This window comes from Streptomyces durocortorensis, from assembly GCF_016901035.1.
Lineage (GTDB): Bacteria > Actinomycetota > Actinomycetes > Streptomycetales > Streptomycetaceae > Streptomyces > Streptomyces durocortorensis.
In genome coordinates this window covers 1-22,338 of sequence record NZ_JAFEUF010000087.1, presented here as the reverse complement: position 1 = coordinate 22,338, position 22,338 = coordinate 1, and the positions used below count along the sequence as shown (strand labels likewise).

16 protein-coding genes and 2 pseudogenes are annotated in these 22,338 nt (G+C 72.9%); 6 read left to right on the top strand and 12 right to left on the bottom strand.

What is annotated here, in order from left to right; translation table 11 throughout:
* Positions 1 to 160: 160 nt before the first annotated feature.
* Entirely contained in the window at positions 161 to 901 is a 741-nt protein-coding gene (locus tag JS521_RS18230; RefSeq protein WP_205084037.1) for a MerR family transcriptional regulator, read from the bottom strand.
* 222 nt (positions 902 to 1,123) lie between these two features.
* On the opposite strand from JS521_RS18230, the gene JS521_RS18225 reads away from it, so the two are divergent.
* Positions 1,124 to 2,641: an alpha/beta hydrolase gene (locus JS521_RS18225; protein WP_205084031.1), complete on the top strand. Its 1,518-nt coding sequence runs from the start codon at positions 1,124 to 1,126 to the stop codon at positions 2,639 to 2,641.
* Between the two features lie 102 nt (positions 2,642 to 2,743).
* Here the strand turns inward: JS521_RS18225 and JS521_RS18220 are convergent.
* The 7 genes and pseudogenes from JS521_RS18220 to JS521_RS18190 all read right to left on the bottom strand — a co-directional run.
* Positions 2,744 to 3,109 (bottom strand): annotated as a pseudogene (locus JS521_RS18220) (nuclear transport factor 2 family protein); the annotation flags it as partial.
* A complete protein-coding gene (locus JS521_RS18215) occupies positions 3,102 to 3,650 on the bottom strand; it encodes a DUF1697 domain-containing protein (RefSeq protein ID WP_205084030.1) in 549 nt (182 codons plus the stop codon). The gene JS521_RS18215 and the pseudogene JS521_RS18220, both read right to left, overlap by 8 nt.
* A gap of 324 nt (positions 3,651 to 3,974) precedes the next feature.
* Complete coding sequence (locus JS521_RS18210; RefSeq protein WP_205084029.1) at positions 3,975 to 5,177, bottom strand: S8 family peptidase; 1,203 nt, start codon at positions 5,175 to 5,177, stop codon at positions 3,975 to 3,977.
* 568 nt (positions 5,178 to 5,745) lie between these two features.
* Positions 5,746 to 7,018: pseudogene (gene mgt, locus JS521_RS18205) on the bottom strand (macrolide-inactivating glycosyltransferase).
* Positions 7,018 to 8,316: an ABC transporter substrate-binding protein gene (locus JS521_RS18200; protein WP_205084027.1), complete on the bottom strand. Its 1,299-nt coding sequence runs from the start codon at positions 8,314 to 8,316 to the stop codon at positions 7,018 to 7,020. Before JS521_RS18200 ends, mgt begins: the two are co-directional and overlap by 1 nt.
* Positions 8,316 to 9,215 (bottom strand): carbohydrate ABC transporter permease, encoded by a 900-nt coding sequence (locus tag JS521_RS18195; RefSeq protein WP_239487458.1) that lies wholly within the window; start codon positions 9,213 to 9,215, stop codon positions 8,316 to 8,318. Before JS521_RS18195 ends, JS521_RS18200 begins: the two co-directional genes overlap by 1 nt.
* Positions 9,212 to 10,225 carry a carbohydrate ABC transporter permease gene (locus JS521_RS18190; RefSeq protein ID WP_205084026.1) on the bottom strand — a complete coding sequence of 338 codons (1,014 nt, stop codon included), beginning with the start codon at positions 10,223 to 10,225 and terminating at the stop codon, positions 9,212 to 9,214. Before JS521_RS18190 ends, JS521_RS18195 begins: the two co-directional genes overlap by 4 nt.
* 143 nt (positions 10,226 to 10,368) lie before the next feature.
* Between JS521_RS18190 and JS521_RS18185 the strand changes: the two genes are divergently transcribed.
* Together JS521_RS18185 and JS521_RS18180 are read left to right on the top strand one after the other, a co-directional pair.
* Complete coding sequence (locus tag JS521_RS18185) at positions 10,369 to 11,235, top strand: phosphotransferase enzyme family protein (RefSeq protein ID WP_205084025.1); 867 nt, start codon at positions 10,369 to 10,371, stop codon at positions 11,233 to 11,235.
* Positions 11,236 to 11,354: 119 nt separating this feature from the next.
* Complete coding sequence (locus JS521_RS18180) at positions 11,355 to 11,708, top strand: DUF4333 domain-containing protein (protein WP_205084024.1); 354 nt, start codon at positions 11,355 to 11,357, stop codon at positions 11,706 to 11,708.
* 32 nt (positions 11,709 to 11,740) lie between these two features.
* Here JS521_RS18180 and JS521_RS18175 read toward each other — a convergent pair whose 3' ends face one another.
* A complete protein-coding gene (locus JS521_RS18175; RefSeq protein WP_205084023.1) occupies positions 11,741 to 12,454 on the bottom strand; it encodes a 3'-5' exonuclease in 714 nt (237 codons plus the stop codon).
* An 89-nt stretch (positions 12,455 to 12,543) separates the two neighbouring features.
* Positions 12,544 to 13,779: a DUF5919 domain-containing protein gene (locus JS521_RS18170; RefSeq protein ID WP_205084022.1), complete on the bottom strand. Its 1,236-nt coding sequence runs from the start codon at positions 13,777 to 13,779 to the stop codon at positions 12,544 to 12,546.
* A gap of 415 nt (positions 13,780 to 14,194) precedes the next feature.
* Between JS521_RS18170 and glgX the strand changes: the two genes are divergently transcribed.
* Together glgX and treY are read left to right on the top strand one after the other, a co-directional pair.
* The gene (gene glgX, locus JS521_RS18165; RefSeq protein ID WP_205084021.1) at positions 14,195 to 16,324 is read left to right on the top strand and encodes a glycogen debranching protein GlgX; all 2,130 of its coding nucleotides are present in this window, start codon (positions 14,195 to 14,197) and stop codon (positions 16,322 to 16,324) included.
* 78 nt (positions 16,325 to 16,402) lie between these two features.
* The gene (gene treY, locus JS521_RS18160) at positions 16,403 to 18,775 is read left to right on the top strand and encodes a malto-oligosyltrehalose synthase (protein WP_205084020.1); all 2,373 of its coding nucleotides are present in this window, start codon (positions 16,403 to 16,405) and stop codon (positions 18,773 to 18,775) included.
* Positions 18,776 to 18,910: 135 nt separating this feature from the next.
* Here treY and JS521_RS18155 read toward each other — a convergent pair whose 3' ends face one another.
* Together JS521_RS18155 and JS521_RS18150 are read right to left on the bottom strand one after the other, a co-directional pair.
* Entirely contained in the window at positions 18,911 to 19,966 is a 1,056-nt protein-coding gene (locus tag JS521_RS18155) for a cytochrome P450 (RefSeq protein ID WP_205084019.1), read from the bottom strand.
* 46 nt (positions 19,967 to 20,012) lie between these two features.
* Positions 20,013 to 20,975, bottom strand: a complete 963-nt coding sequence (locus tag JS521_RS18150) for a LysR family transcriptional regulator (protein WP_239487456.1) — start codon at positions 20,973 to 20,975, stop codon at positions 20,013 to 20,015.
* Between the two features lie 113 nt (positions 20,976 to 21,088).
* On the opposite strand from JS521_RS18150, the gene JS521_RS18145 reads away from it, so the two are divergent.
* Positions 21,089 to 22,338 (top strand): dihydrolipoyl dehydrogenase family protein (locus JS521_RS18145; RefSeq protein ID WP_205084018.1); only part of this gene is annotated, 1,250 nt, incomplete at its 3' end.

The following is a 22,338-nucleotide window of genomic DNA, read 5'->3' as shown; positions in this document are numbered from 1 at the left end:
CTCCCGTCTCCCAACTCCCTCCTCCTACCCACCCACCGCCAGTCTACCTTACCCGCGGAGCACCCTCTCGTGGCCGCCGCCCCCCGCCCCCCCCCCCCCGCCCCCCCCCCCGGGGCAGCCGGGGGCAGCCGAGGTTCCGGAAGAGTTCGAACGCTCGCGCTCACGCCTGCTCGCCACCGTCCGCCTTCTCCTGTTCCAGCAGGTCGTGCAGGTGGCGGAGGACGCCCAACTGGGCCTCGTTGTAGAACGTGGTCAGGGCCTGCGTGACGACGGACCGGGTGAGCGTGCCGTTCCGGCGGGACGCGGCCTCCAGATCGGCGATGAAGGAGTGGTCCGCCTCCTGGGCCCGGACCTCGGCCGCCAGGTGGGCCGCCAGTCTGCGGCGCACATCCTCGGGGGCGTCGGCCGGCAGCCGCTCGAACTCCTCGGCGACCTCGTCCCGCGGGCGCGCGTACTGGTCCCGGATGAAGGACATCGCCGCCGGCGTGAGGACGCTCGAATACGCGACCAGGAGGTCCTGCTGGGCCCGGGGCAGACTCGCTGCGGCGGCCCCGAAGTCCGCGGGCAGGTCGAGCGAGGCCCCTTCCTCCAGGACCGCGGCCAGTTGGCGGCGCATGTGCTGCTGGCGCTCGATGTTCGCGGCGAGTTCTGCGTCCAGGGCGCGCAGGATCTCCTTGGACCGCTCGTCGGCGGCGGCCACCGTGGGGATGTCGGAGAGCGGCACGCCGAGGTCGGTCAGCCGGCGGATGCCCATCAGCCGGACCAGATGCCGTACGTCGTACCGCTTGTAACCGCTCGGGGCACGCTCAGGCTCCTCCAGCAGCCCCAGCCTGTGGTAATGCCGGACCGTCTTGAGCGTCGTGCCCGCGAGTTCCGCCAGCTGACGCGTGCTCCATGTCACGGCCGTCCCTTTCCGGGGTTCCGTCGTCCGTCGCCGGGCGGCGCACACCGTCCGGCGGACCCGCCCCGGCGGGAGGGGTCCTGCCACTCCCCTGCCCCTGGCCGCCGGATCGATCCGCGGCGTCGTGGGACGCCTCGCGCGCGGCGGGCTTGACCGTGCCCTTGGGGCACAGAGTGCGATGGGCGCGGCACACCCACCACCAGCGCATGGGGAGACGCGGATATGACACGAGGACGCGGTATCCGGCGGAGCGCGGCCCTGGCGGTCGCGGTCGCCCTCGGCCTCGGCCTGAGCGGGTCGCTCGTCGCGGGACCGGCGGGCGCGGAGGAGAAGGAGGGGCCCGGCGTACGGTGGGGCGCCTGCCCCGAGGACGTCGCGGCCGAGGCGGCCCCGGTCGTGCTGGAGTGCGGCACCGTGCCCGTACCGAAGGACTACGCCGACCCGGGCGGGGACCGGATCGAGCTGATGATCTCCCGGCTGGCCAGTACGGCCCCCGAGAAGCGGCGCGGCACGCTCATGCTCAACCCGGGCGGGCCCGGCGGCTCGGGTCTGTCGCAGCCCGCCTTCCTGGCGAACCGGGGCATTCCTTCCGACGTGCTGGACACCTACGACGTGATCGGCATGGACACCCGGGGCATCGGCCGCTCGGCACCGGTGACCTGCGGATTCACCCCGGAGGGCCCGTACTTCGCCAACATCCCGCCGTACGCGGTCGACGACGCGGCGGTCACCGCGCGGGCCAAGGTGGTGAAGAAGGTGGCCGGACAGTGCGCGGAGCGCGACAAGGACGGGGTGCTGCCCCACCTGACCACGGCCAACACCGCCCGCGACCTGGACCGCGTCCGGGCGGCGCTCGGGGAGGAGAAGACCAGCTTCCTGGGCTACTCCTACGGCACCGCGCTGGGGGCCGCCTACGCGTCGATGTTCCCCGAGCGCTCCGACCGCATCGTGCTCGACAGCAACATCGGCGACACCCACCTCGACCGCGACGGCATGCGCCGCTACGCGCTCGGGGTGGAGCAGACGTTCCCGGACTTCGCCCGGTGGGCGGCGGCCCGCCACGACAGCTACGGCCTGGGCCGCACCCCCGCCGAGGTCCGCAGGACCTACTTCACCCTCGCGGAACGGCTCGACGAGAAGCCGGTCGACGGCTTCGACGGCAACGTACTGCGCCAACTGACCTTCGGTTTCCTGTTCAAGGAGGTGCAGTACGCGAAGCTGGCCCAGCACTGGCAGGCGCTCAAGAGCGGTGACACCGCGTCCGTGCGCGCGGCGGGCGCCGGAGGCGAGGCGGCGGACACGCCTCCGTCGCTGGACAACCAGCTCTCCGTCTTCCTCGCCGTGAGCTGCAACGACATCAAGTGGCCCACGAGCGTGAACACCTACCGCAAGGGCGTCGCCGAGGACCGTGCGCGCTACCCGATGTTCGGCGCCGCCACCGCCAACATCACCCCGTGCGCGTTCTGGCCGTACGCCCCGGCCGAGAAGCCGGTGGCCATCGACGACGACGGGCCGCGCAACATCCTGCTCGTCCAGAACCTGCGCGACGTGCCCACCCCGCACGTCGGGGGGAAGCTGCTGCGGCAGAAGTTCGCGGACCGGTCCCGGCTGCTCAGCGTGGACGACAGCGGTCACGGGGTCTATGTGTACGGCGACAACTCCTGCGCGCTGAACACCACCACGCGCTACCTCGTCGACGGGAAGATGCCCAGGAAGGACACGCTCTGCCCGGCGGGCTGAGCCAGGCTCACTCCCCGTTGGCGGGGGGGCCCCCCCCCCGCCGGGGGGGCGCGACAGCGGGGGGGGGGGGTGAATGGGGGCCCCCCCCCCCCCGGCGGGGGCCCCCCCCCCCCCGGGGGTCGCCTGGTGGAAGTAGAGCCGCCAGCCCTCCGGGGTCAGCCGCCACAGGGAGCTGCGGTGCGAGCGGACCCCCTTGGACTCCGTGTCGAACGTGAGGTGCACCAGGTCGGGGCAGAGCTGCACCCCCCGCATCCGCGAGGCGGTGAGGGGGCCGGGGCGCGGGGCGTCGTCCGCGGTGAGCGAGGCGATGATCGTCTCCCGGGTCCAGAGCCGGCCGGTGGAGCCGATCTCCCGGAACCCGGGGTGCAGCAGCGAGGCGAGGAGCTCGACGGAGGCCCGTACCGCCGGGTCCAGGAGGCGGAGCTCGCCCTCGATGGCCGCGGCCACGGCGGGCGACGGTTCAGCCACGGGTCATCTCCACGAGTTTCGCCACGGTGTTCCAGTTACGGGCGGTGGCGGTGAGGCCCTTGACGTGGCGGGGGCGTCCCAGCGCGACGGCCAGCTTGGAGCGGCCGAGACCGTCGGGGGCGTACAGGTACAGACAGCGGTCGCCGAGCCGGAACTCCTCCGGCAGGAAGCTCTCCGCCTCCAGGTCCTCGAAGCGGCTCGCGTCCACGGGCCGGTCGAAGTAGATGACGTGGAGCTGCTTGCCCTCCAGGCTCGCGGCGGGGAAGGGGCAGGCGTCGGCGACGGCGGCGAGATAGCCGGCGTCGCGGACGAGGCAGTCGACGGCGAACCCGAACCGCTGGTGCAGAGCGTGCTCCAGGGCGGCGGCCAGCGCGTCCTCGTCGTCGATGTCGCTCCGGAAGACGGCGTTGCCGCTCTGCAGATGGGTGGCGATGGCGGTGTGTCCCAGTTCGGCGAGCACCGTGCGCAGTTCGGGCATCGGAACCCGCTTGCTGCCGCCCACGTTGATCCCCCGCAGCAGCGCCGCGTACATCGTCGTCATGGCCACCCACCCTAAGGGCTGCCTTGTTGTCCCTGGTGGATCAGCGCGCGGCCGTCAGGTGCGGTGCGCGGCCCCCGGGCCGCGGGCGGCCGGGAACGGCACAGCCGCCGTGCCCCGTGGGGGAGAGCGCGGCGGCTGTTGTGCCGGGGCCGGGGGGGGGGGGGGGGGGGGGGGGGGGGGGGGGGGGGGGGGGGGGCGCCCCGCGGCGGGCTCGGCGGCCGGGGGGGTGGGGGGGGTGGGGGGGGGGGGGGGTGGGGGGGGGGGCGGGGGGGGGGGGGGTCCGCCCCCCCCCCCCCCCCCCGGCGTCCGATCGGAACCGGGGTACTACTCGACGACCTTGAGGAGCTTGTTGGCCGTGCCCTCGGTGGCGTTGCTGATGGCGTCCGGGGTGGCTCCCTCGGTGAGCGCCGTGGCGACGGCCTCCGGGGTGGCGTCCTGGTGACCCGCCAGGTAGACGGCGGCCGCGCCGACGACGTGCGGGGTGGCCATGGACGTACCGGAGATGGTGTTGGTGCCGCTGTCGCTGTCGTTCCAGGTGGACGTGATGTCCGAGCCCGGGGCGTAGATGTCCACGACCGAGCCGAAGTTGGAGAAGTCCGACTGCTCGTCGGCCTCCGTGGACGAGGCGACGGTGATCGCCTCCGGGACGCGGGCGGGCGAGCCCTGGCCGGCGTCGCTGGACTCGTTGCCGGCGGCCACACCGAAGGTGATGCCCGCGGCGATGGCCTTCTGGACCGCCTCGTCGAGCGCCGGGTCGGCCCCGCCGCCGAGGCTCATGTTGGCGACGGACGGGCCCTTGGCGTTGGCGGCGACCCAGTCGATCCCGGCGATGACCTGCTCGGTGGTGCCCGAGCCGTTGTCGTCCAGGACGCGGACGCCCACGATGTTGGCCTTCTTGGCGACGCCGTGCGCGGCCCCGGCTATGGTGCCCGCCACGTGGGTGCCGTGCCCGTTGCCGTCGTCGGCGTCGTCGTCGTTGTCGACGGCGTCGAAGCCGGAGGTGGCGCGGCCCTCGAAGTCCTCGTGGGTGACGCGGACACCGGTGTCGATGACGTACGCGGTGACGCCCTCGCCCGCGGCGTCGGGGTAGTTGTACGCCTTGTCGCCGGCGGTCTCGGCCTGGTCGATCCGGTCCAGACCCCACGACGGCGGGTTCTCCTGGGTGGCGTTGATGCTGAACTTCTTGTTCTGCACCACCTTGGCCACGGCCGGGTCGGCGGCGAGGCGCTTGGCCTCGGTCTCCGAAAGGCCGCTGGCGGAGAAGCCGTTGATGCTGGAGTCGTAGTTGCGCTTGAGCTTGCCGCCGTACTCCTTGGCGAGCTCCGACTTGTCGGCCTTCTTCTCGTCCAGCATCACGATGTAGCTGCCGGAGACCGCGGTCGCGGCGTCGGCGCCGTAGACCGTGCCCATGGGAGCCGGTGCGGCCCCCGCGAACGAGGTGCCGAGCAGGGTGACTCCGGCGGCGGCCGCCACGGCCGTGATCGCGGCGGTGAGCTTGATACGACGGGTGCGCTGGTGCTTGGCCATGAAGAGGGGTCTCCTCGTCAGTCTTTGTGGGGGGATTGACCCTCGGCCGGAAGATCTCCGGGGGTTGGCTCGAAACCCTGACCGATTGACGAGCACAGATCAAGGCCTTCATGGAGGTGTGACTTGCTCAACAAGGTTTCGTAATAGGAAATCGGCCATGGCTGGTCACAGCGGCCGCGGAGGGCGGACGAGCTCCCGCCTCGCCCGGATCGGCCACTCACGAGCCCTCCCCCGAAGACCCCGCCGTCCGGCATTTCGCCTGTTCAGAGCCGTACTTGAAGCGCCGGACACCGCCCGCCCGAGCGGCGTCCGCACCCCGCCCGCGCCCCCTGGGGCAGGAGTGACCATGCGTGAAGACACGTGAAGAGGCGTGAAGGTGTGCGCACGAGCGGTGAACACCCGGTCCCGGGTGTGAAATCGCAAGGGCGTGCGTGCAGATGCGCCGACCGGCCCGGCCGCTATATCGGGTTCACGGAGCCGTAACAGAAGCGTGCCCCCCCCGGTAACCGCAGGTCGCGGCGGTCGGGGCGGGACGGAGAACGTCCGGATATCAGTCAGGCGGATCCGCTCAGCGCGACAGCTCCGCCTCGATGAGGTCGGCGGCCCTCGGCGTGCCGCCCTCCCGCGACATCTGCTCGCTCAACCGCGCACACCGGGCCGCCACTTCGGGATCGCCCACGAGAGCGAGCACGGCCTCGCGCAGGCTCGCGGCGTCGGCCTCCTCCATCGGGAGGTGCCGGGCCACGCCCAGCGACTGGAGCATGTCCGCGTTGCCGAACTGGTCGACGGCCTGCGGCACGGCGACCATCGGGGTGCCGGTGGCGAGCCCTTCCTGGCTGCCGCCCGCGCCGGCGTGGGTGATGAAGGCGTCGGCCTGCTTGAGGACGGACAGCTGCGGCACCCAGTCACGTACCTCCACGTTGCCCGGCACGTCGCCGAGTTCGGCGGGGTCGACGTGCGCGCCGATCTGGAGCACCACGTGCCAGCCGGGCAGGTCGCCGAAGGCCGCGACGCACTCCCGGTAGAAGGCGGGCTGCTTGGTGAACGAGGAGCCGAGCGAGACCAGCAGCACCTTCTCGGCGCCGGCGGGCCGCTGCCACTCCCCCTGGTCCGAGCGGTCGCCCTGGCAGGCCCCGACGAAGGTGTACATCTCGCGGTTCACCCGGTCCGCGTTGGGCTGGAGCGCCTCGGGGATCAGGACGAGGCCGCGGCGCGGGCGGGCGACGAAATCGTCGCTGGAGACGTGGCCGAGGCCGTTCTCTGCGAGCCAGTCGTCGAAGCGGGCGTAGTACGCCTTCCCGCGCTCGGTCTGCTTCAGCTCGGCGGTCAGCGGCTCGCCGACCTCCTTCTCGTACCCCTCCCAGGGCACCAGGTTGGACCAGAGGGAGACGGCGGGGACGCCCCAGCGGTGGGCGAGGACGCGGGCGGGATAGGAGGTGATGTCATGCAGGACGAGGTCGGGCTCGTCGCCCGCGAAGGCCTCCACGAACTGCGGGAGGGCCTGGACGGCGTCGGCGAGGAAGGGTTCGATGTTGTCGATCAGCTCGGTGCCCCAGGCGTCGGGGTCATCGTCGGTCGGCAGGGTCGAGGTCCAGATCACCGGCTCGGCTCCGGTGGCGGCGACCTTCTCGGCGAAGGCGGCCGGGATGGCGTAGCTGACACGGTGTCCACGGTCGACGAGCTCGCGGATCACGTCGAGGCTCGGGTTCACATGTCCGTGGGCGGCGATGGAGAACATGGCGATGTGGGCACGCGGGGATTCCGTCATGCCGGTGACCCTAAACGAGACGAGACGTCTCGTGCAACCTCTTTCCGTGTCGGGAACCTTCCGGTACCGGGATCAGCGTTGGTAGCGGGCCAGCACCCGGTTCCCGTCCTCCACCAGCCGTTTGCTCAACTCGTCGGTGTCGATCGCGCCGCTGTAGAACTCCTGGTACGCGGGGGTCGCCACCTTGTCCTTCCACTCGGGATAGCCGCGCACCGACTGGGCGGGCGCAGGCCGCAGCCCCTCGGCGAGCGCGGCGCCGACGGCCCAGCCGTGCTCGGCGGAGCGCAGCGACGGGTCGGCCAGCGCCTCGGTCCCGGTGGGCAGCATCCAGTCGCCCCGGGCGAGGCGGACCATGTTCGCGGGGCGCAGCAGGAAGTCGATGAACGCGACGGCCTCCTCCTTGTGCGGGCTCTCCTCCGCGACCGACAGCGTCTGCGGGCTGACGCCCTGGACCGTGCCGTCCGCACCCGCGGGCATCGGCAGGACCGTCCAGTCGAACCCCTCGGGGGCCTGCTGGATGATCTGCTGGCGGTAGGAGAAGCCGAGCGGCAGCATCGCGTACTTGCCGCCGAAGAACCCGGGCAGCGCGTCCGACCCGCCCATGCCCAGGGCGCTGCGGGCCGCGCTGTCGTCGGTGTTGACCTGGTCGCGGATGGTGCCGGTGACCACGCCGTCGCCCGGTTCGAAGCGCAGGACCGCCTTGCCGTCACCGTCGCGGTGGAAGAGCTGCCCGCCGCCGGACAGCCCCAGGTTGAGGGTGACGGAGACCGGCTCCTTCAGTGGCCAGGCGATCCCGTACCGCCCTTGGCCCGACAGCTCCTTCGTCACCTGCCGGAACTCCTCCCAGCTCCAGGGGCGCTCCGGGGTCGGGACGCGCGCGCCGGAGGCCTTCAGCAGCTTCGTGTTGGCGATCAGGACGCGGGGCTCCTGGAGGAAGGGCACCCCGTGGACACCCTCGCCGAACGTGGTGGTGCGCCAGGACTGTTCGGGGATGTCGGCCTTCAGCCGCTCGGGCAGGAGGGGGCGCAGGTCGGCGAGGTAGCCCCCGTACGCGAAGTCGGCCAGGTCGTCGGAGGCGTCGTGGATGATGTCGGGGGCCTCGCCGCCCTCGAAGGAGGTGAGGAGCTGGTCGTGGACGCTGTCCCAGCTGCCCTGGACGTACTCCACCTGGACGTCGGGGTGGGCGGCGTTCCACTCCTTCACGAGCTGCTTGTTGGCGTCGACGGACTCCTTCTGCCAGGCCAGCGACTGGAACCGGAGCCGGATCGTGCCGTCCGCGTCCCGCCCGTCGTCGCCGCCCCCGGAGCAGCCGGTGAGCAGCAGGGCCAGGACGGCGACCGAGGTCGCGGCCCGCCGGAGAGCGGCGCGCATCAGTGCTTCACCGCCCCGGCCGTCATCCCGCCGGTGATCCGCCGCTGGATGAAGGCGAAGAGCACGAGGGAAGGGAGGGTGGCGAGGAACGCGGCGGCGGCGAGCGGCCCGAGGTCGGCCACGCCCTCCGCGCCGAGGAAGTGGGTGAGGACGACCGGCAAGGTCTGCTTCTCCGGGGTCTTGAGCAGGACGAGCGCGAAGAAGAACTCGTTCCATGCGGTGATGAACGCGAACAGCGCGGTGGCGACGATCCCGGGGGCGAGCAGCGGTGCGACGACGGAGACGAGGGTACGGACACGGCCCGCGCCGTCCACGGCTGCGGCCTCCTCCAGCTCGGTGGGCACGGCGCGTACGTACCCGGCGAGCATCCACAGCGCGAAGGGCAGCGACCAGACGACGTAGACGAGGATCAGTCCCCACAGGGTGTTGATCAGATGGAGGTTCTTCAGGATCAGGAAGAGCGGGATGATCACCAGGACGAACGGGAACGCCTGGCTGACCACGACCCAGCCGGTCGCGGCGGAGGCGAGACGGCCCCGGTGGCGGGCCATCACGTACGCCATCGGGGTGGCGATCACGACGGCGATGAGGGCGGCGGAGACGGCGGCGACCAGCGAGTTGCCCGCGGCCTGGAGCAGGGGCTGCTCGTCGAAGGCCTGCCGGAAGTTGTCCAGGGTGGGGTTCTCGGGGATCCAGGTGGGGTGCAGCGAGCCCAGTTCGCGGGCGGGCTTGAAGGCGGTCGAGATCAGCCACACGAACGGGAACGCGAGGAAGACCAGGTACGCCAGGAGGGCCAGGTACTGCCCGGTGCGGGCGGCCCGGCCGGTACGCAGCCCGGTGGACTCCCGCCCGGAGGCTTCGCGTGCGAGCGGCCCACGCCGCACGAGTCCGCGCCTCATCGGCTCTCACCTCCCCTGAGCCGGCCGACGAGGTAGACGGCGAGGAGCACGGAGATCACCGCGACCATCACACAGCCCATCGCCGCGGCGTAGCCGAACTGCCCGTAGCGGAAGGCCTCCTCGTAGGCGAAGAGCATCGGCAGCCGGGTCCGGCCGCCGGGTCCGCCGCTGGTCAGGACGTAGACGAGAGCGAAGGAGTTGAAGTTCCAGATCAGGTTGAGGGCGCTGATGGCGAGGGCGATGGGCTTGATCGCGGGCCAGGTGACCGTGCGGAACCGGCGCCAGGCGCCCGCGCCGTCCAGGGCGGCCGCCTCGTGGAGTTCACGCGGGGTGTTCTGGAGCCCGGCGAGCAGAGCCACGGTGGTCTGCGGCATGCCCGCCCAGATGCCGACGAGGATGACGGCGGGCAGCGCGGTGGCGAGACCGGTCAGCCAGTCCCGGCCGTCGCCCAGCCCGAGGTCGCGGATGGTCTCGTTGAGGATGCCGGCGTCCGGGTTGTAGACGAGCCGCCACATGATGCCGACGACGACCTCGGGCATCGCCCAGGGGACGATCGCCAGCGCCCGGGCCAGCCAGCGCAGCCGCAGGTTCTGGTTGAGCAGCAGGGCGAGGCCGAGCGCCAGCAGGAACTGCGGGACGGTGACGCCGACGGCCCAGACCAGGCCGATCCGGAACGATTCCCAGAACAGGGTGTCGTGCAGCAGGTCCTGGAAGTTCAGGGTGCCGATCCACTGGGTGGAGCGGGTCCGGCCGGACTGGGCGTCGGTGAAGGCGAGCGCGATGCCGTAGAGGAGCGGTCCGACGCTGAGGATCAGGATCGGGATGAGCGCGGGCAGCACCAGGAACCACGCGGCGCGGTCCCCGAACGCCTTGCCCTGCGGCGGCCCCGAGGGCCCGGGCCGCCAGGACCTGCGCGGCCGCCCTCCCTGTCCGCCGTGCCCGTCCCGTCCGCTGCGCCCGCCGGGCGGGCCGTCCGGTCCGGGCCGCTTCGTCGCGGTCACCGATGTCACGAAGAAGACCCCTCTGTCCTGTATCTCGCTGATGTGCCTGAGGTGGACTTCATCCCGTTCTGGCTGCCGGGGAGGCCTCCGTCATCGTGCTGACGGGCCGTGGGTTCGTCAAGGTGGCCTGCGCGGATGCGAAAATCGCACCCATGGACGAGATGCGTGCGCGCGAGGTGCTGACGGCCGCCGGGTTCCCCGGCGCGGCGGAGCTGCTCGCGCTGGGCGAGAACGCGGTGTTCGCGGCCGGCGACCTGGTCGTCAAGATCGGGCGGGACGCCACCGGCCACCCCGAGCTGCGGGAGCGGGCGGAGCGGGAGGTGGCGCTCGCCGACTGGCTCGCCGCGTCGGGCGTGCCTGCCGTCCGGGCCGCCGAGGGCGGGGCCCGCCTGGTCGAGGGCCACCCGGTGACGCTGTGGCACCGGCTCCCCGACCCCGTACGCCCCGCCGAGCCGCGCGACCTCGCACCGCTGCTGAGTCTGGTGCACGCGCTGCCCGCCCCGACCGACTTCACGCTCCCGCGCCGCGAGCTGCTCGGCGGGGTCGAACGCTGGCTGACCCTGGCGGGGGACGCGATCGACCCGGCGGACGCCGACTACCTCCGCGAGCGCCGCGACGGCTTCGCGGCCGCGGCCGACGCGCTGGTCCCCCACCTCCCCCCGGGCCCGATCCACGGCGACGCCCTCCCCCGCAACGTCCATGTCGGCCCGGACGGCCCGTTCCTGGTCGACCTGGAGACGTTCTCCGCCGATCTGCGCGAACACGACCTGGTCGTCCTCGCCCTCTCCCGCGACCGCTACGGCCTCGACCCGGCGGCCTACGACGCCTTCACCGCCGCGTACGGCTGGGACGTCCGGGAGTGGGCGGGATGCGCGGTCCTGCGCGGCGCCCGCGAGACGGCGAGCTGCGCCTGGGTCTCCCAGCACGCCCCGGCCAACCCGAAGGCGCTCACCGAATTCCGCCGCCGGGTGGCGTCCCTGCGCGAGGACGATGCCGAGGTCCGCTGGTACCCGTTCTGAACGGGCCGGGGCGTGCCGTGCCGGGCCCCGCGATGAGTGATCCACTGGTGGCCTGCCGTGGCACGGGGGCCGCGTAGGCTTCCGCCCGACCGTCCCACGCCATCCGAAAGGGAACACCCATGCCCATAGCCCGTACGACCGCAGTGACGTGGAGCCTCTCCGCCGTGGCCGGCGGCGCGCTGCTCGTCGGCTGTTCCGGGTCGGTCAGCGTCGGGAACTCGGAGCCGAAGCTGCCTGCGGACAAGCTCGCCACGACTGTCTCCGAAAAACTCGCGGCCACCACGAACCAGCCCGAGCCGGACATCACCTGCCCCGCGGACCTCGCGGGGAAGGTCGGTACCACCACGCGCTGCACGCTCACGGCGAAGGACGGCAGCACGCTGGGCGTGTCGGTGAAGGTGACCTCGGTCGACGGGGACCAGATCAACTTCGACATCAAGGCCGACGACACGGCTTCCCCCGCCCCGAACTGACGCCGGGGACGGTCACCGCGCCCCTGGAACGGTCAGCGCATCCGGGGAATGACCGGCCAGGCCGACTCGACCACCGCCGCCGGATCCGTGGTGCGCCGCAGATAGGCCTGGAGCGAGGCCGACTGCTCGGCTGCCGCCCGCACCTGAAGGGCGTGCAGTTCCTCGGGCGGCAGGGTGGCGACCGGCCGGTGCCGCTCTCCCATCCGGCGCACCACCCGCACCGCGGCCACCGCGTCGGCGCTCGCGTCATGGGCCCCGTCGAGCGTGACCCCGTAGTGGTCGCACAGCGCCTGGAGGGCCCGCTTGCCCTTGCGGTACTTGTCGACGTGCTTGTCGATCACCAGCGGGTCGATGACGGGCGAGGGCGCCCCGCCGACCCGCTCCTCGACCGACTTCAGCCCGTACCTGCGGCATTCGCGGTCCAGCAGCGAGAGGTCGTAGCGCGCGTTCATCACCACCAGCGGCACGCCCGAGCGCAGCACTTCGCCGACCGCGTGGGCGATCTCCTCGACGGCCGAGACCGCCCGGGTGCCGTGCTTGCGGGCGTGGTCCGTGCCGATGCCGTGGATCGCGGAGGCCTGCTCCGGTATCACCACGCCCGGGTCGAGCAGCCAGGTCCGCTGCTCGGCGACCGTGCCGTCCGGGTCCAGCCGGACGAGTGCGGCGGTGACGATCCGGTCGTTCTCGACGTCGGTCCCCGTCGTCTCCAGGTCGAAGCCGACCAGTGTGCCCTGGTGCCAGCTCATCCCGATACCTCCTTCATGGTGCTCCCCCGTGGTGCTCCCCCCGAGTGATGACCACCCTCGCACGGGCCACTGACAACGCCGGTGGAGGGTCAGGAGACCGGCCGGGAGTCCGTCCAGACCGACTCGAACTCCTCGCGGTACGTCTCGAAGAGGCCGTGCTCGTTGTCCTGACCCGCCCGCACCACCGTGCGTCTGCCCCCGCCTCGCAGCACCAGCACGGGCGCCTCCATGCCGCGGGCCCGGCGCAGATAGGGCTGGACGACGCCCACCGCGTCCGTGCCGTCGCCGTCCACCAGGTAGGCGGTGAAGCGCGGGGTCTCGTCGAAGACCTGGATCTCGAACGCGCCCGGGTCGCGGAGCTTGGAGCGGACCCGGCGCATGTGGAGGATGTTCATCTCCACCGAGCGGCTCAGCTCGCCCTTCTTGAGGCCGAGTTCCCGCTCCCGGCGGCGCACCGCGCTGCTGGCCGGGTTGATGAACAGCAGCCGGACCCGGCAGCCCGACTCGGCGAGCCGCACGAGCCGGCGGCCGGAGAAGTTCTGGACGAGCAGATTGAGGCCTATGCCGATGGCGTCGAGCCGCCGCGCCCCGCCGAACAGGTCCTCGGCGGGCAGCTGGCGCTGGAGCCGGACCCGGTCGGGGTGGACGGAGACCACGTCCGCGTACCGGTCGCCGACCAGCTCCTCCACCGCGTCCACCGGCAGCCGGTCGGCGGACGGCACCCCCGCCCCGCTGCCGAGGATGTCCAGGAGCCGGGCGGAGGCACGCTCCGCCTGGGCGAGGACCGCCTCGTTCAGGGCGCGGTTGCGGGAGACGACGTTCCGCGCGACCTCCAGCTCGTCCAGGGCCAGCTCGACATCCCGCCGGTCGTCGAAGTACGGCTCGAAGCACGGCCAGTGCTGGACCATCAGCTCCCGCAGCTGCGGGAGCGTGAGGAAGCTGAGGACGTTGTCGTCGGCCGGGTCGAGCAGATAGCCCTTGCGGCGCGAGACCTCGCGTACGGCGACGGCGCGCTGCACCCACTCCTGCCCGGCCGGTCCGGCCGCGGCCACCACCCACTCCTCGCCGTGCACCGGCTCGTAGATCGGCCGGAGCACCGCGGCGACGACGGCCCGCAGGCGCTGTTCGACCAGATTCAGCCAGATATAGGCCCGCCCGGCCCGCTGGGCGCGGGTGCGCACCTCGCCCCAGGCCTCCGATCCCCAGTCCAGCTCGGCGCCTATCTCCACGGGCTGCGCGAGGGACACCGCCCCGGGCGGGGCATGGGTCGATTCCCCCTCGTGACCTGCGTCACCTGGGGGCAGCTCGAACCCTCCCGAGCTCACCCGCGTACCGCCTTCCACTCCCCCACCCAACGATCAAGGAAGGGTACTCCGGGAGCGTGATCCGGTGCAGCCCGATGCGCACGCGACTTTCTCAACTCCTGGGAAGGTACGGCTTGTTCCTTGCGGCGAGATCGGGTGGAGTGAGCGGATTCATAGTGATTGGGCCCCTGCTCCGGGACGGGATCCGGACGCCCGCCGGGTGACGGGGCCCGGAAGCACGTCCGGGGCGGCACGGGAGTGTCCGAAGTTGACCGGTGCGGCCGGGACCGGGCGACGGGATGCGGCCGCACCGCGCGACGTCCTAGGTGAGAACCCGGTTTTCGGGGAAGATTCAGGGCGTACGCGGGAAGTATTCGAGGAGCATCGGGCGGAGAAAAGCCACCGCACCCGGATCAGAAGTGGAAGAGTCTTCATCATGCAGGTCTGGCCGGGACACGCTTATCCGCTCGGCGCCACGTACGACGGCGCCGGGACCAACTTCGCGGTCTTCTCGGAGGCCGCCGACCGCATCGAGTTGTGCCTGTTGCACGACGACGGTTCGGAGACGGCGGTGGAGCTCCGGGAGACCGACGCCTTCGTGCGCCACGCCTATCTGCCCGGGGTGATGCCGGGTCAGCGGTACGGCTTCCGGGTGCACGGACCCTACGAGCCCCAGCACGGGACGCGGTGCAACTCCGCGAAGCTGCTGCTGGATCCGTACGCCCGTGCGGTCGCCGGGAAGATCGACTGGGGCGAGGAGGTGTACGGCTACCCCTTCGGGAAGCCGGACGCCCGCAACGACCTCGACTCAGCGCCGCACACCATGAGCTCGGTGGTGGTCAACCCGTACTTCGACTGGGGCGACGACCGCCTCCCGCGTACCGACTACCACCGGACCGTCATCTACGAGGCCCATGTGAAGGGCCTCACCATGCTGCACCCCGGGCTGCCGCCCGAGCTGCGCGGCACGTACGCGGGGCTCGCGCATCCGGAGGTCATCGCCCACCTGACCGAACTGGGCGTCACCGCGATCGAGCTGATGCCCGTTCACCAGTTCGTGCAGGACCACCGCCTCGCGGACATGGGACTGGCCAACTACTGGGGCTACAACACCATCGGCTTCTTCGCCCCGCACAACACCTACGCGTCCTGGGGCGACCGCGGCGAACAGGTGCTGGAGTTCAAGCAGGCGGTGAAGGCGCTGCACCAGGCGGGCATCGAGGTCATCCTCGACGTCGTCTACAACCACACCGCCGAGGGCAACCACCTCGGTCCCACGCTCTCCTTCCGCGGTCTCGACAACGCCTCCTACTACCGGCTGACCGACGATCAGCGGTACTACATGGACACCACGGGCACCGGGAACTCCCTGCTCATGCGGTCCCCGCACGTCCTCCAGATGATCATGGACTCGCTGCGGTACTGGGTGACCGAGATGCATGTGGACGGCTTCCGCTTCGATCTGGCGGCCACGCTGGCCCGCCAGTTCCACGAGGTGGACCGGCTGTCCTCGTTCTTCGACCTCGTGCAGCAGGACCCGGTGGTCAGCCAGGTGAAGCTGATCGCGGAACCGTGGGACGTCGGCGAGGGCGGCTACCAGGTGGGCAACTTCCCGCCGCTGTGGACCGAGTGGAACGGCAAGTACCGCGACACGGTCCGCGATCTGTGGCGGGGCGAGCCGCGCACGCTCGCGGAGTTCGCCGGACGCCTCACCGGCTCCTCCGACCTCTACCAGGACGACGGCCGCCGGCCGCTGGCCTCGATCAACTTCACCACCTGCCACGACGGCTTCACGCTGCACGACATGGTCTCGTACAACGAGAAGCGCAACGACGCCAACGGGGAGGAGAACCGGGACGGCGAGAGCCACAACCGGTCCTGGAACTGCGGGGCCGAGGGCGAGACGGACGACCCCGAGGTCCTGGAGCTGCGGGCCCGCCAGATGCGGAACTTCATCGCCACGCTGATGCTGTCGCAGGGCGTGCCGATGCTGAGCCACGGCGACGAGTTCGCCCGTACGCAGCAGGGCAACAACAACGCCTACTGCCAGGACAACGAACTGTCCTGGGTGCACTGGCCCGATCCGAACGAGCCGGCCGACGCACCCGCCTCCACGCTGCTGGAGTTCACCCGGGCGATGGTGTGGCTGCGCCGCGACCACCCGGTCTTCCGGCGCCGCCGGTTCTTCCACGGGCGGCCGGTGGAGGGCACGCACGACGACCTGTCCGACATCGCCTGGTTCACCCCCGAGGGCGAGGAGATGACCCAGCAGGACTGGCAGGCGGCGCACGCCAAGGCGATGACCGTGTTCCTGAACGGGCACGCGATCTCCGAGCCCGGACCGCGCGGGGAGCGGATCTCCGACGACTCGTTCCTGCTGATGTTCAACGCGAGCGCCGAGACGCTGGAGTTCGCCGTCCCGGTCGCCCACGGGGAGCAGTGGCAGGTCGTCGTGGACACCGCGCGGCCGGACGGGGTTCCGCCCGGCACGGGGCCAAAGGTCGCCGAGGGCGAGCACGTCACGCTGATCGGGCGCAGCCTGACGGTGCTGAAGCGGCCCGCCTGAGGCCCGGCGGACGAAATGTCGGGGTGAGGTTCCGCCCGGGGTGACACGGTTCGCCCCGGGCGGGGTACGTAGAAATCCATGACGCCCTCCGCCACGTACCGGCTTCAGCTCCAGCCCGACTTCCCGTTCGCCGCCGCCGAGAAGGCCGTGCCCTACCTCGCCGCGCTCGGTGTCTCGCACCTCCACCTCTCCCCCGTCCTGGAGGCGGTCCCCGGCTCCACCCACGGTTACGACGTGGTCGACCACAGCCGGGTACGGGCGGAGCTGGGCGGTGAAGAGGGGCTGCGGTCGCTCGCCTCGGCCGCCCGCGAGCACGGCCTCGGGCTGATCCTGGACATCGTGCCCAACCACATGGCCGCCTCGCCCCGGCACAACCGGCGGCTGTGGGAGGTGCTGCGCGAGGGCCCCGCCTCCCCCTACGCCCGCTGGTTCGACATCGACTGGGCGGCGGGCGGCGAGAAGGTACTGCTGCCGGTGCTGGCCGGGCCACTCGGCCAGGAGCTGGAGCACCTGGCCGTGGACGGGGACGTGCTGCGCTACCACGATCTGGAGTTCCCGCTGCGGGCCGGCACGGCGGACCTGCCGCTGCCGGAGCTGCTGGAGGTCCAGCACTACCGGCTCGGCTGGTGGCGGCTGGCCCGCACCGAGCTGAACTACCGGCGGTTCTTCACCGTCCCGGAGCTGATCGGGGTCCGCGTCGAGTACCCGGAGGTCTTCGAGGACACCCACGCCAAGGTCCTCGAACTGCTCCGCGACGGCGTCCTGGACGGGCTGCGCATCGACCACCCGGACGGTCTCGCCGCCCCCGCCGCCTATCTGGAACAGCTCAACGAGGCCACCGGCGGGCGCTGGACGGTGGTGGAGAAGATCCTCACCGGCGACGAGCACCTCCCGGCGGACTGGGCGGTCGCGGGCACCACCGGGTACGACGCCCTGCACCGGATCGACGGGCTGTTCACCGACCCGTCCGGCACGGCGGAACTGCTCGACCGCTACCGGGAGTTCGCGGGACCGCCCGGTGACCGGGGCGGCGACTGGAGTGCGACGGTGCGCCGGGCCGCGTACCGGGTGGCGACGCACGAACTGGCCGCCGAGACGGCCTGGCTGACCCGGCTCGCGGCCGGGATCTGCGAGCGCGACCCGGCGCTGCGCGACCACGCCCCGTGGGCGCTGCGGACGGCGATCCGGGAACTGCTGGTACGGGTTCCGGTCTACCGGCCGTACGTCACGGCGGGCGAGCCGCCGACCCGGATCGCCGAGGAGACGCTGACCGAGACGGCGGTACGGGACGCGAAGGCGGTGTTCTCCGTGCCGGAGGAGGCGGCGGCCGTCGACGTCGTACGGGATCTGGCGCTCGGGCGGCTCGGCGGCGGGGAGGAACAGGCCGCGTTCTGTGCCCGGTTCGCACAGACGGCGTCGGCGCTGCACGCCAAGTCGGCCGAGGACACGGCGTTCTACCGGTACGTCCCGCTGCTCTCGGCCACCGAGGTGGGCGGCGATCCGGGGCAACCCACCGTGTCACCCGAGGAGTTCCACGCGTTCGCCGCCCGGATCGCCCGTGACTGGCCCGGCACGGGCACGGTTCTGACCACGCACGACACCAAGCGCAGCGCGGACGTGCGGGCGCGGATCGCGGTGCTGTCGCAGTGCCCGGAGCGGTGGGCGACGCTGATGACGGAGCTGACGGCGGCGACGCCGGTCGCCGCCCCGGATCCTCAACTGGCCTGGGCGGCCTGGCAGTCGGCGTACGGCTGTGCGGAGCTGCCGGCCGACGAGCTGGGCGGACGGCTGGAGCAGGCGCTGCTGAAGGCGGTACGCGAGGCGGGGCTTTTCACCAGCTGGACCGAGTCTGCCCCGGCCTACGAGCGGGCGGTGTCGGACTTCGTCGCGGCCGGGCCGGGCCAGGGGGACGGCGTGTCCCGGAGGCTGATCGCCGAGTTCGCGGACGCGCTCGCCCCGCATGTCCGGGCCCAGGTGCTGGGGGCGGCGCTGGTGCACCTGACGATGCCGGGGGTGCCGGATCTCTACCAGGGCACGGAGAGCGAGTACCTGGCCCTGGTCGACCCGGACAACCGGCGGCCGTTCCGGCGACCCGAGGCCCCGGACGAGAAGCAGGCGCTGACGGCGGCCGCGCTGGGGCTGCGCCGCGAACTGCCGGACGCTTTCGGGGAGTCGGGGGCGTACGCGCCGCTGACGGCGACCGGTCCGGCTGCCGGGCATCTGCTGTCCTTCAGCCGCTCGGGCGAGGTGGTCACGGCGGTGACCCGTCTTTCGCTGCGGCTGGTGGAGGCCGGGGGCTGGCGGGACACGGCGCTGGAGCTGCCGGACGGGGGCCCTTGGCGGGACCTGCTGTCGGCTTCGCCGGGACGGGAGTTCACGGGTGGCGCGGTGGCGGCGGGCGAACTGTTCGCCGAGCGGCCGGTGGCGCTGCTGCGGCGGGTGCGAGGCTGAGGGCCCCCGGGGGGCGTCTCCCCGGTGCACCCGTCGGGCGCCCGGCGGGTGCGTCCGGCCGCGTCGGGCGGGCGCACGGGTCGGCCGGGCGGACTGATCGGGCGGGTACGTCCGGCCCGGCCCGGCCTCCCGCCGTCAGGACGGGCGTACGAGCAGGGCGCGCGGGCCGCGGGTGAGCAGGCCGCCCGCCGCCGGTCGGAAGCCCTCGGCCCAGCGGATGCCCGGCATCGCCGTCAGCAGGGCGTGCAGGCCGTGCTCGGCCTCCAGTCTGCCGAGGAGGGCGGCGGGGCAGCCCGCCGGACCGATGAGCAGCGGGTCGGCGTCGGCGCGCAGCGGGTCGAACCGGTCGGGTGCGGCGAACCGGGCGGGGTCACGGCCCGCCGCGCCGATGAGACAGGCGACGGGGGCGTCGGCGGGGAGCGTGCCGCCGCTGACGGCCACCTCGGTGCGGGTACGGCGCAGCACGATCTGGACGGGCGGATCGCGGCGCAGCGTCTCGGCCCAGGCCCGCCCGAGCAGCGTCCGGGAACCCTCCCCGGCTCCCCCGGCCGGGGGGGCGGCGGTCGCGGCGGCCCTCGCGGCGGCCAGCAGGTCGGGGTCGTCCAGCATGTTCGCGAGGAACGAGGCGAGGGCGTGCTCGCGGAGCGCGGTGGGCCCGGCGCAGTCGTCGGCTCCGCCGCCGGTACGTCGCCGGCGGGCGGCCGGGGGCAGGGTGCTCAGGTCCGGGGAGGAGAGCCCGGCCGCCGCGGCGGCGGCCCCGGCGGGCAGCCACCGGCAGAAGTCGGCGACCAGGTCCGCCCGGTCGCGTCCGGCGATCCGGCGGGCCAGGACGTACGCGGTCCGCTCGACGGCGGGGGCGGCGGTGCTCCACGGCACGGTGAGAGGGCCGCAGACCAGGCTGCCCCGGCAGAGGCCCAGCGGGACGGGGGCCCGGCCGCGCGGGGCCCCGTCGTGCGGGTAGCCGGTGAACCGGTGGTCGGTGAGGGCCAGGGCCACATCCACGTACCGGCTCAGCAGCCAGGCGCCGAGGTCCGGGTCGTAGCCCAGCGGGTAGTCGGTGCGCAGCAGGCGGTAGAGGCGCAGCCGGTAGGGGTCCGTGGTGCCCCCCGGGGCCAGGAGTCCCGGCCGCCCGCCCGCGAGCCGGTGCGGACGGCGGGCGGCGGGCAGCGCGTCGGGGCGGTCGACCGGCATCCCGCGACCCCTGGAGTCGGTGCGCCGGCGGTCGGCGCGCGTCCTCTCAGCGGACCACCGGCGGGGACGCCCCGCAGTCGGCGTACGGCCGTTCGGGTGAGAATGCGCCGGGTCGCGGAGGGCGGAGCCCGGCGGTGGGCAGGGCGCCGAGCAGCTCCGTGAAGGCCGCCGCCGCTCCGGTCAGCGCGACCCGGGAGAACACGCCCAGCGGGCGGAGCCAGGGCGGGTCGACGCCGAGCACCGCGCAGTCCTCGCCGATCGCGCCCCCGACGAGGTGGGCGGGGGCCGTGGACACACCGACGCCGGCCGCGGCCATCCGCACGGCGGTCGAGGTGTGCTCGGTCCACACCGCCGTACGGGGCGCGAAGCCCGCCGCCGCGCAGACCCCTTCCAGGAAGGGGCGGCCCTCGATGACCGGCTCCATGCCGCACCGCACCCACGACCGGTCGGCCAGCTCGTGGAGGCCGACCGAGGAACGCCCGGCGAGCGGGTCGTCGAACGGGACGACGAGGACGATCTCCTCCTCTCCCACCGGGACGACGGGTCCGGTCCAGTGCGCCGGCAGCGGCCCCACGGCCAGGTCGGCGATGCCGCGTTCCACCTGGTCCTCCAGGGCGTCGGTGCTGGCGTACTCGTGGAGGACGAGACCGACGCCCGGATGGGCGCGCCGCCAGTGCGCGAAGACGTCGGGGAGGATGCCGACGGCCACCGAGTGCACGGTGGCGATGTGCAGTTCGCCGCCTTCCGCACCGGCGGCGGCCCGGGCCGCCCGACGGGCCTGGGCGGCGCTGCGGACGGAGCGTTCGGCGTGCGGGAGGAAGGCCCGGCCCATCGGGGTGAGCAGGACGCCGCGCGGCAGCCGTTCCAGCAGTTCGCCGCCGACGTTCCGCTCCAGCGCCTTGATCTGGTGGGAGAGGGCCGGCTGGGTGACGTGGAGCCGTTCGGCGGCGCGGGTGAAGGAGGACTCCTCGACGACCGCGACGAAGTACTCCATCTGACGCAAACTCATGTTCCGTGTCCCCCCAGAGGATTTCACCCACCACGCCCCATGAACGTTGTGCATCGACTCCACACGCATTCTGCCTTGGACGCATGGCCGGGGCCGGGGCGAGGGTGGAGCACATGACGAGGACAAGCACGGAGAAGACCACCACGGACGTCCTGGTCGTCGGCGGCGGGACCGGCGGCTACTCGACGGCGTTGCGCGCGGCGGCCCTGGGGCTGCGGGTCGTGCTCGCCGAGCGGGACGCGGTCGGCGGCACCTGTCTGCACCGGGGCTGCATCCCGAGCAAGGCGATGCTGCACGCCGCCGAACTCGTCGACGGGATCGCCGAGGCCCGGGAGCGGTGGGGGGTGAAGGCGACGCTCGACGCGGTGGACTGGCCGTCCCTGGCCGCGACCCGGGACGACATCGTGGCCCGCAACCACCGCGGGGTCGAGGGACAACTCGCCCGTGCCGGGGTCGAAGTGATGCGCGGCAGCGCCGAGTTGACGGGGCCGCGCTCCGCCCGGATCAGCGGGTACGGGGAGGTCGTCGCCCGGCGGGGTGTGGTGCTGGCGACCGGCTCGCGGCCCCGGATGCTGCCGGGTCCGGCGGTGGACGGGCGGCGGGTGGTGACGAGCGACGACGCGCTGCACGCACCGGGGCTGCCCGGGTCCGTGCTGGTGGTCGGCGGCGGGGCGATCGGTGTGGAGTACGCCTCCTTCCACAGGTCGATGGGGGCCGACGTGACCCTGGTGGAGGCCGCCGACCGGCTGGTGCCCCTGGAGGACGCGGAGGTGTCACGGCACCTGGTCAGGGGGCTGAAGAAGCGGGGCATCCGGGTGGAGGCGGGCGCGCGGCTGCTGGAGTGGGAGGTGGTGGACGAGGGGGTGCGGGCCGTCGTCAGGACCGCCCGGGGCGAGTCGGTCACGGTGGCGGCGGACCGGCTGCTGGTGGCGGTCGGCCGGGAGCCGGTGACCGACGGGCTGAGGCTCGCGGCGGCGGGGCTGGTGACGGACGGGCGGGGCCATGTCGTGCCCGCCGACTGGTCGCGGCTTGAGACGGCGGTGCCGGGTGTCCACGTGGTGGGCGACCTGCTGCCGCCGCCGTCCCTCGGGCTGGCCCACGCCTCTTTCGCCGAGGGGCTGTTGGTGGCGGAGACGCTGGCCGGGCTGCGTACCTCGCCGGTCGACTACGCCGCCGTTCCCCGGGTCACGTACTCCTCGCCGCAGACGGCCGCGGTGGGCCTGACCGAGGCGCAGGCCCGGGACGCGGGGCACGACGTGGTGGTGAACACCCTGCCGCTGACCGCCGTCGCCAAGGGCATGGTGCACGGCAGGGGCGGCCTGGTGAAGGTGGTGGCGGAGCGGGCCTTGCCGGCCGATGTGGC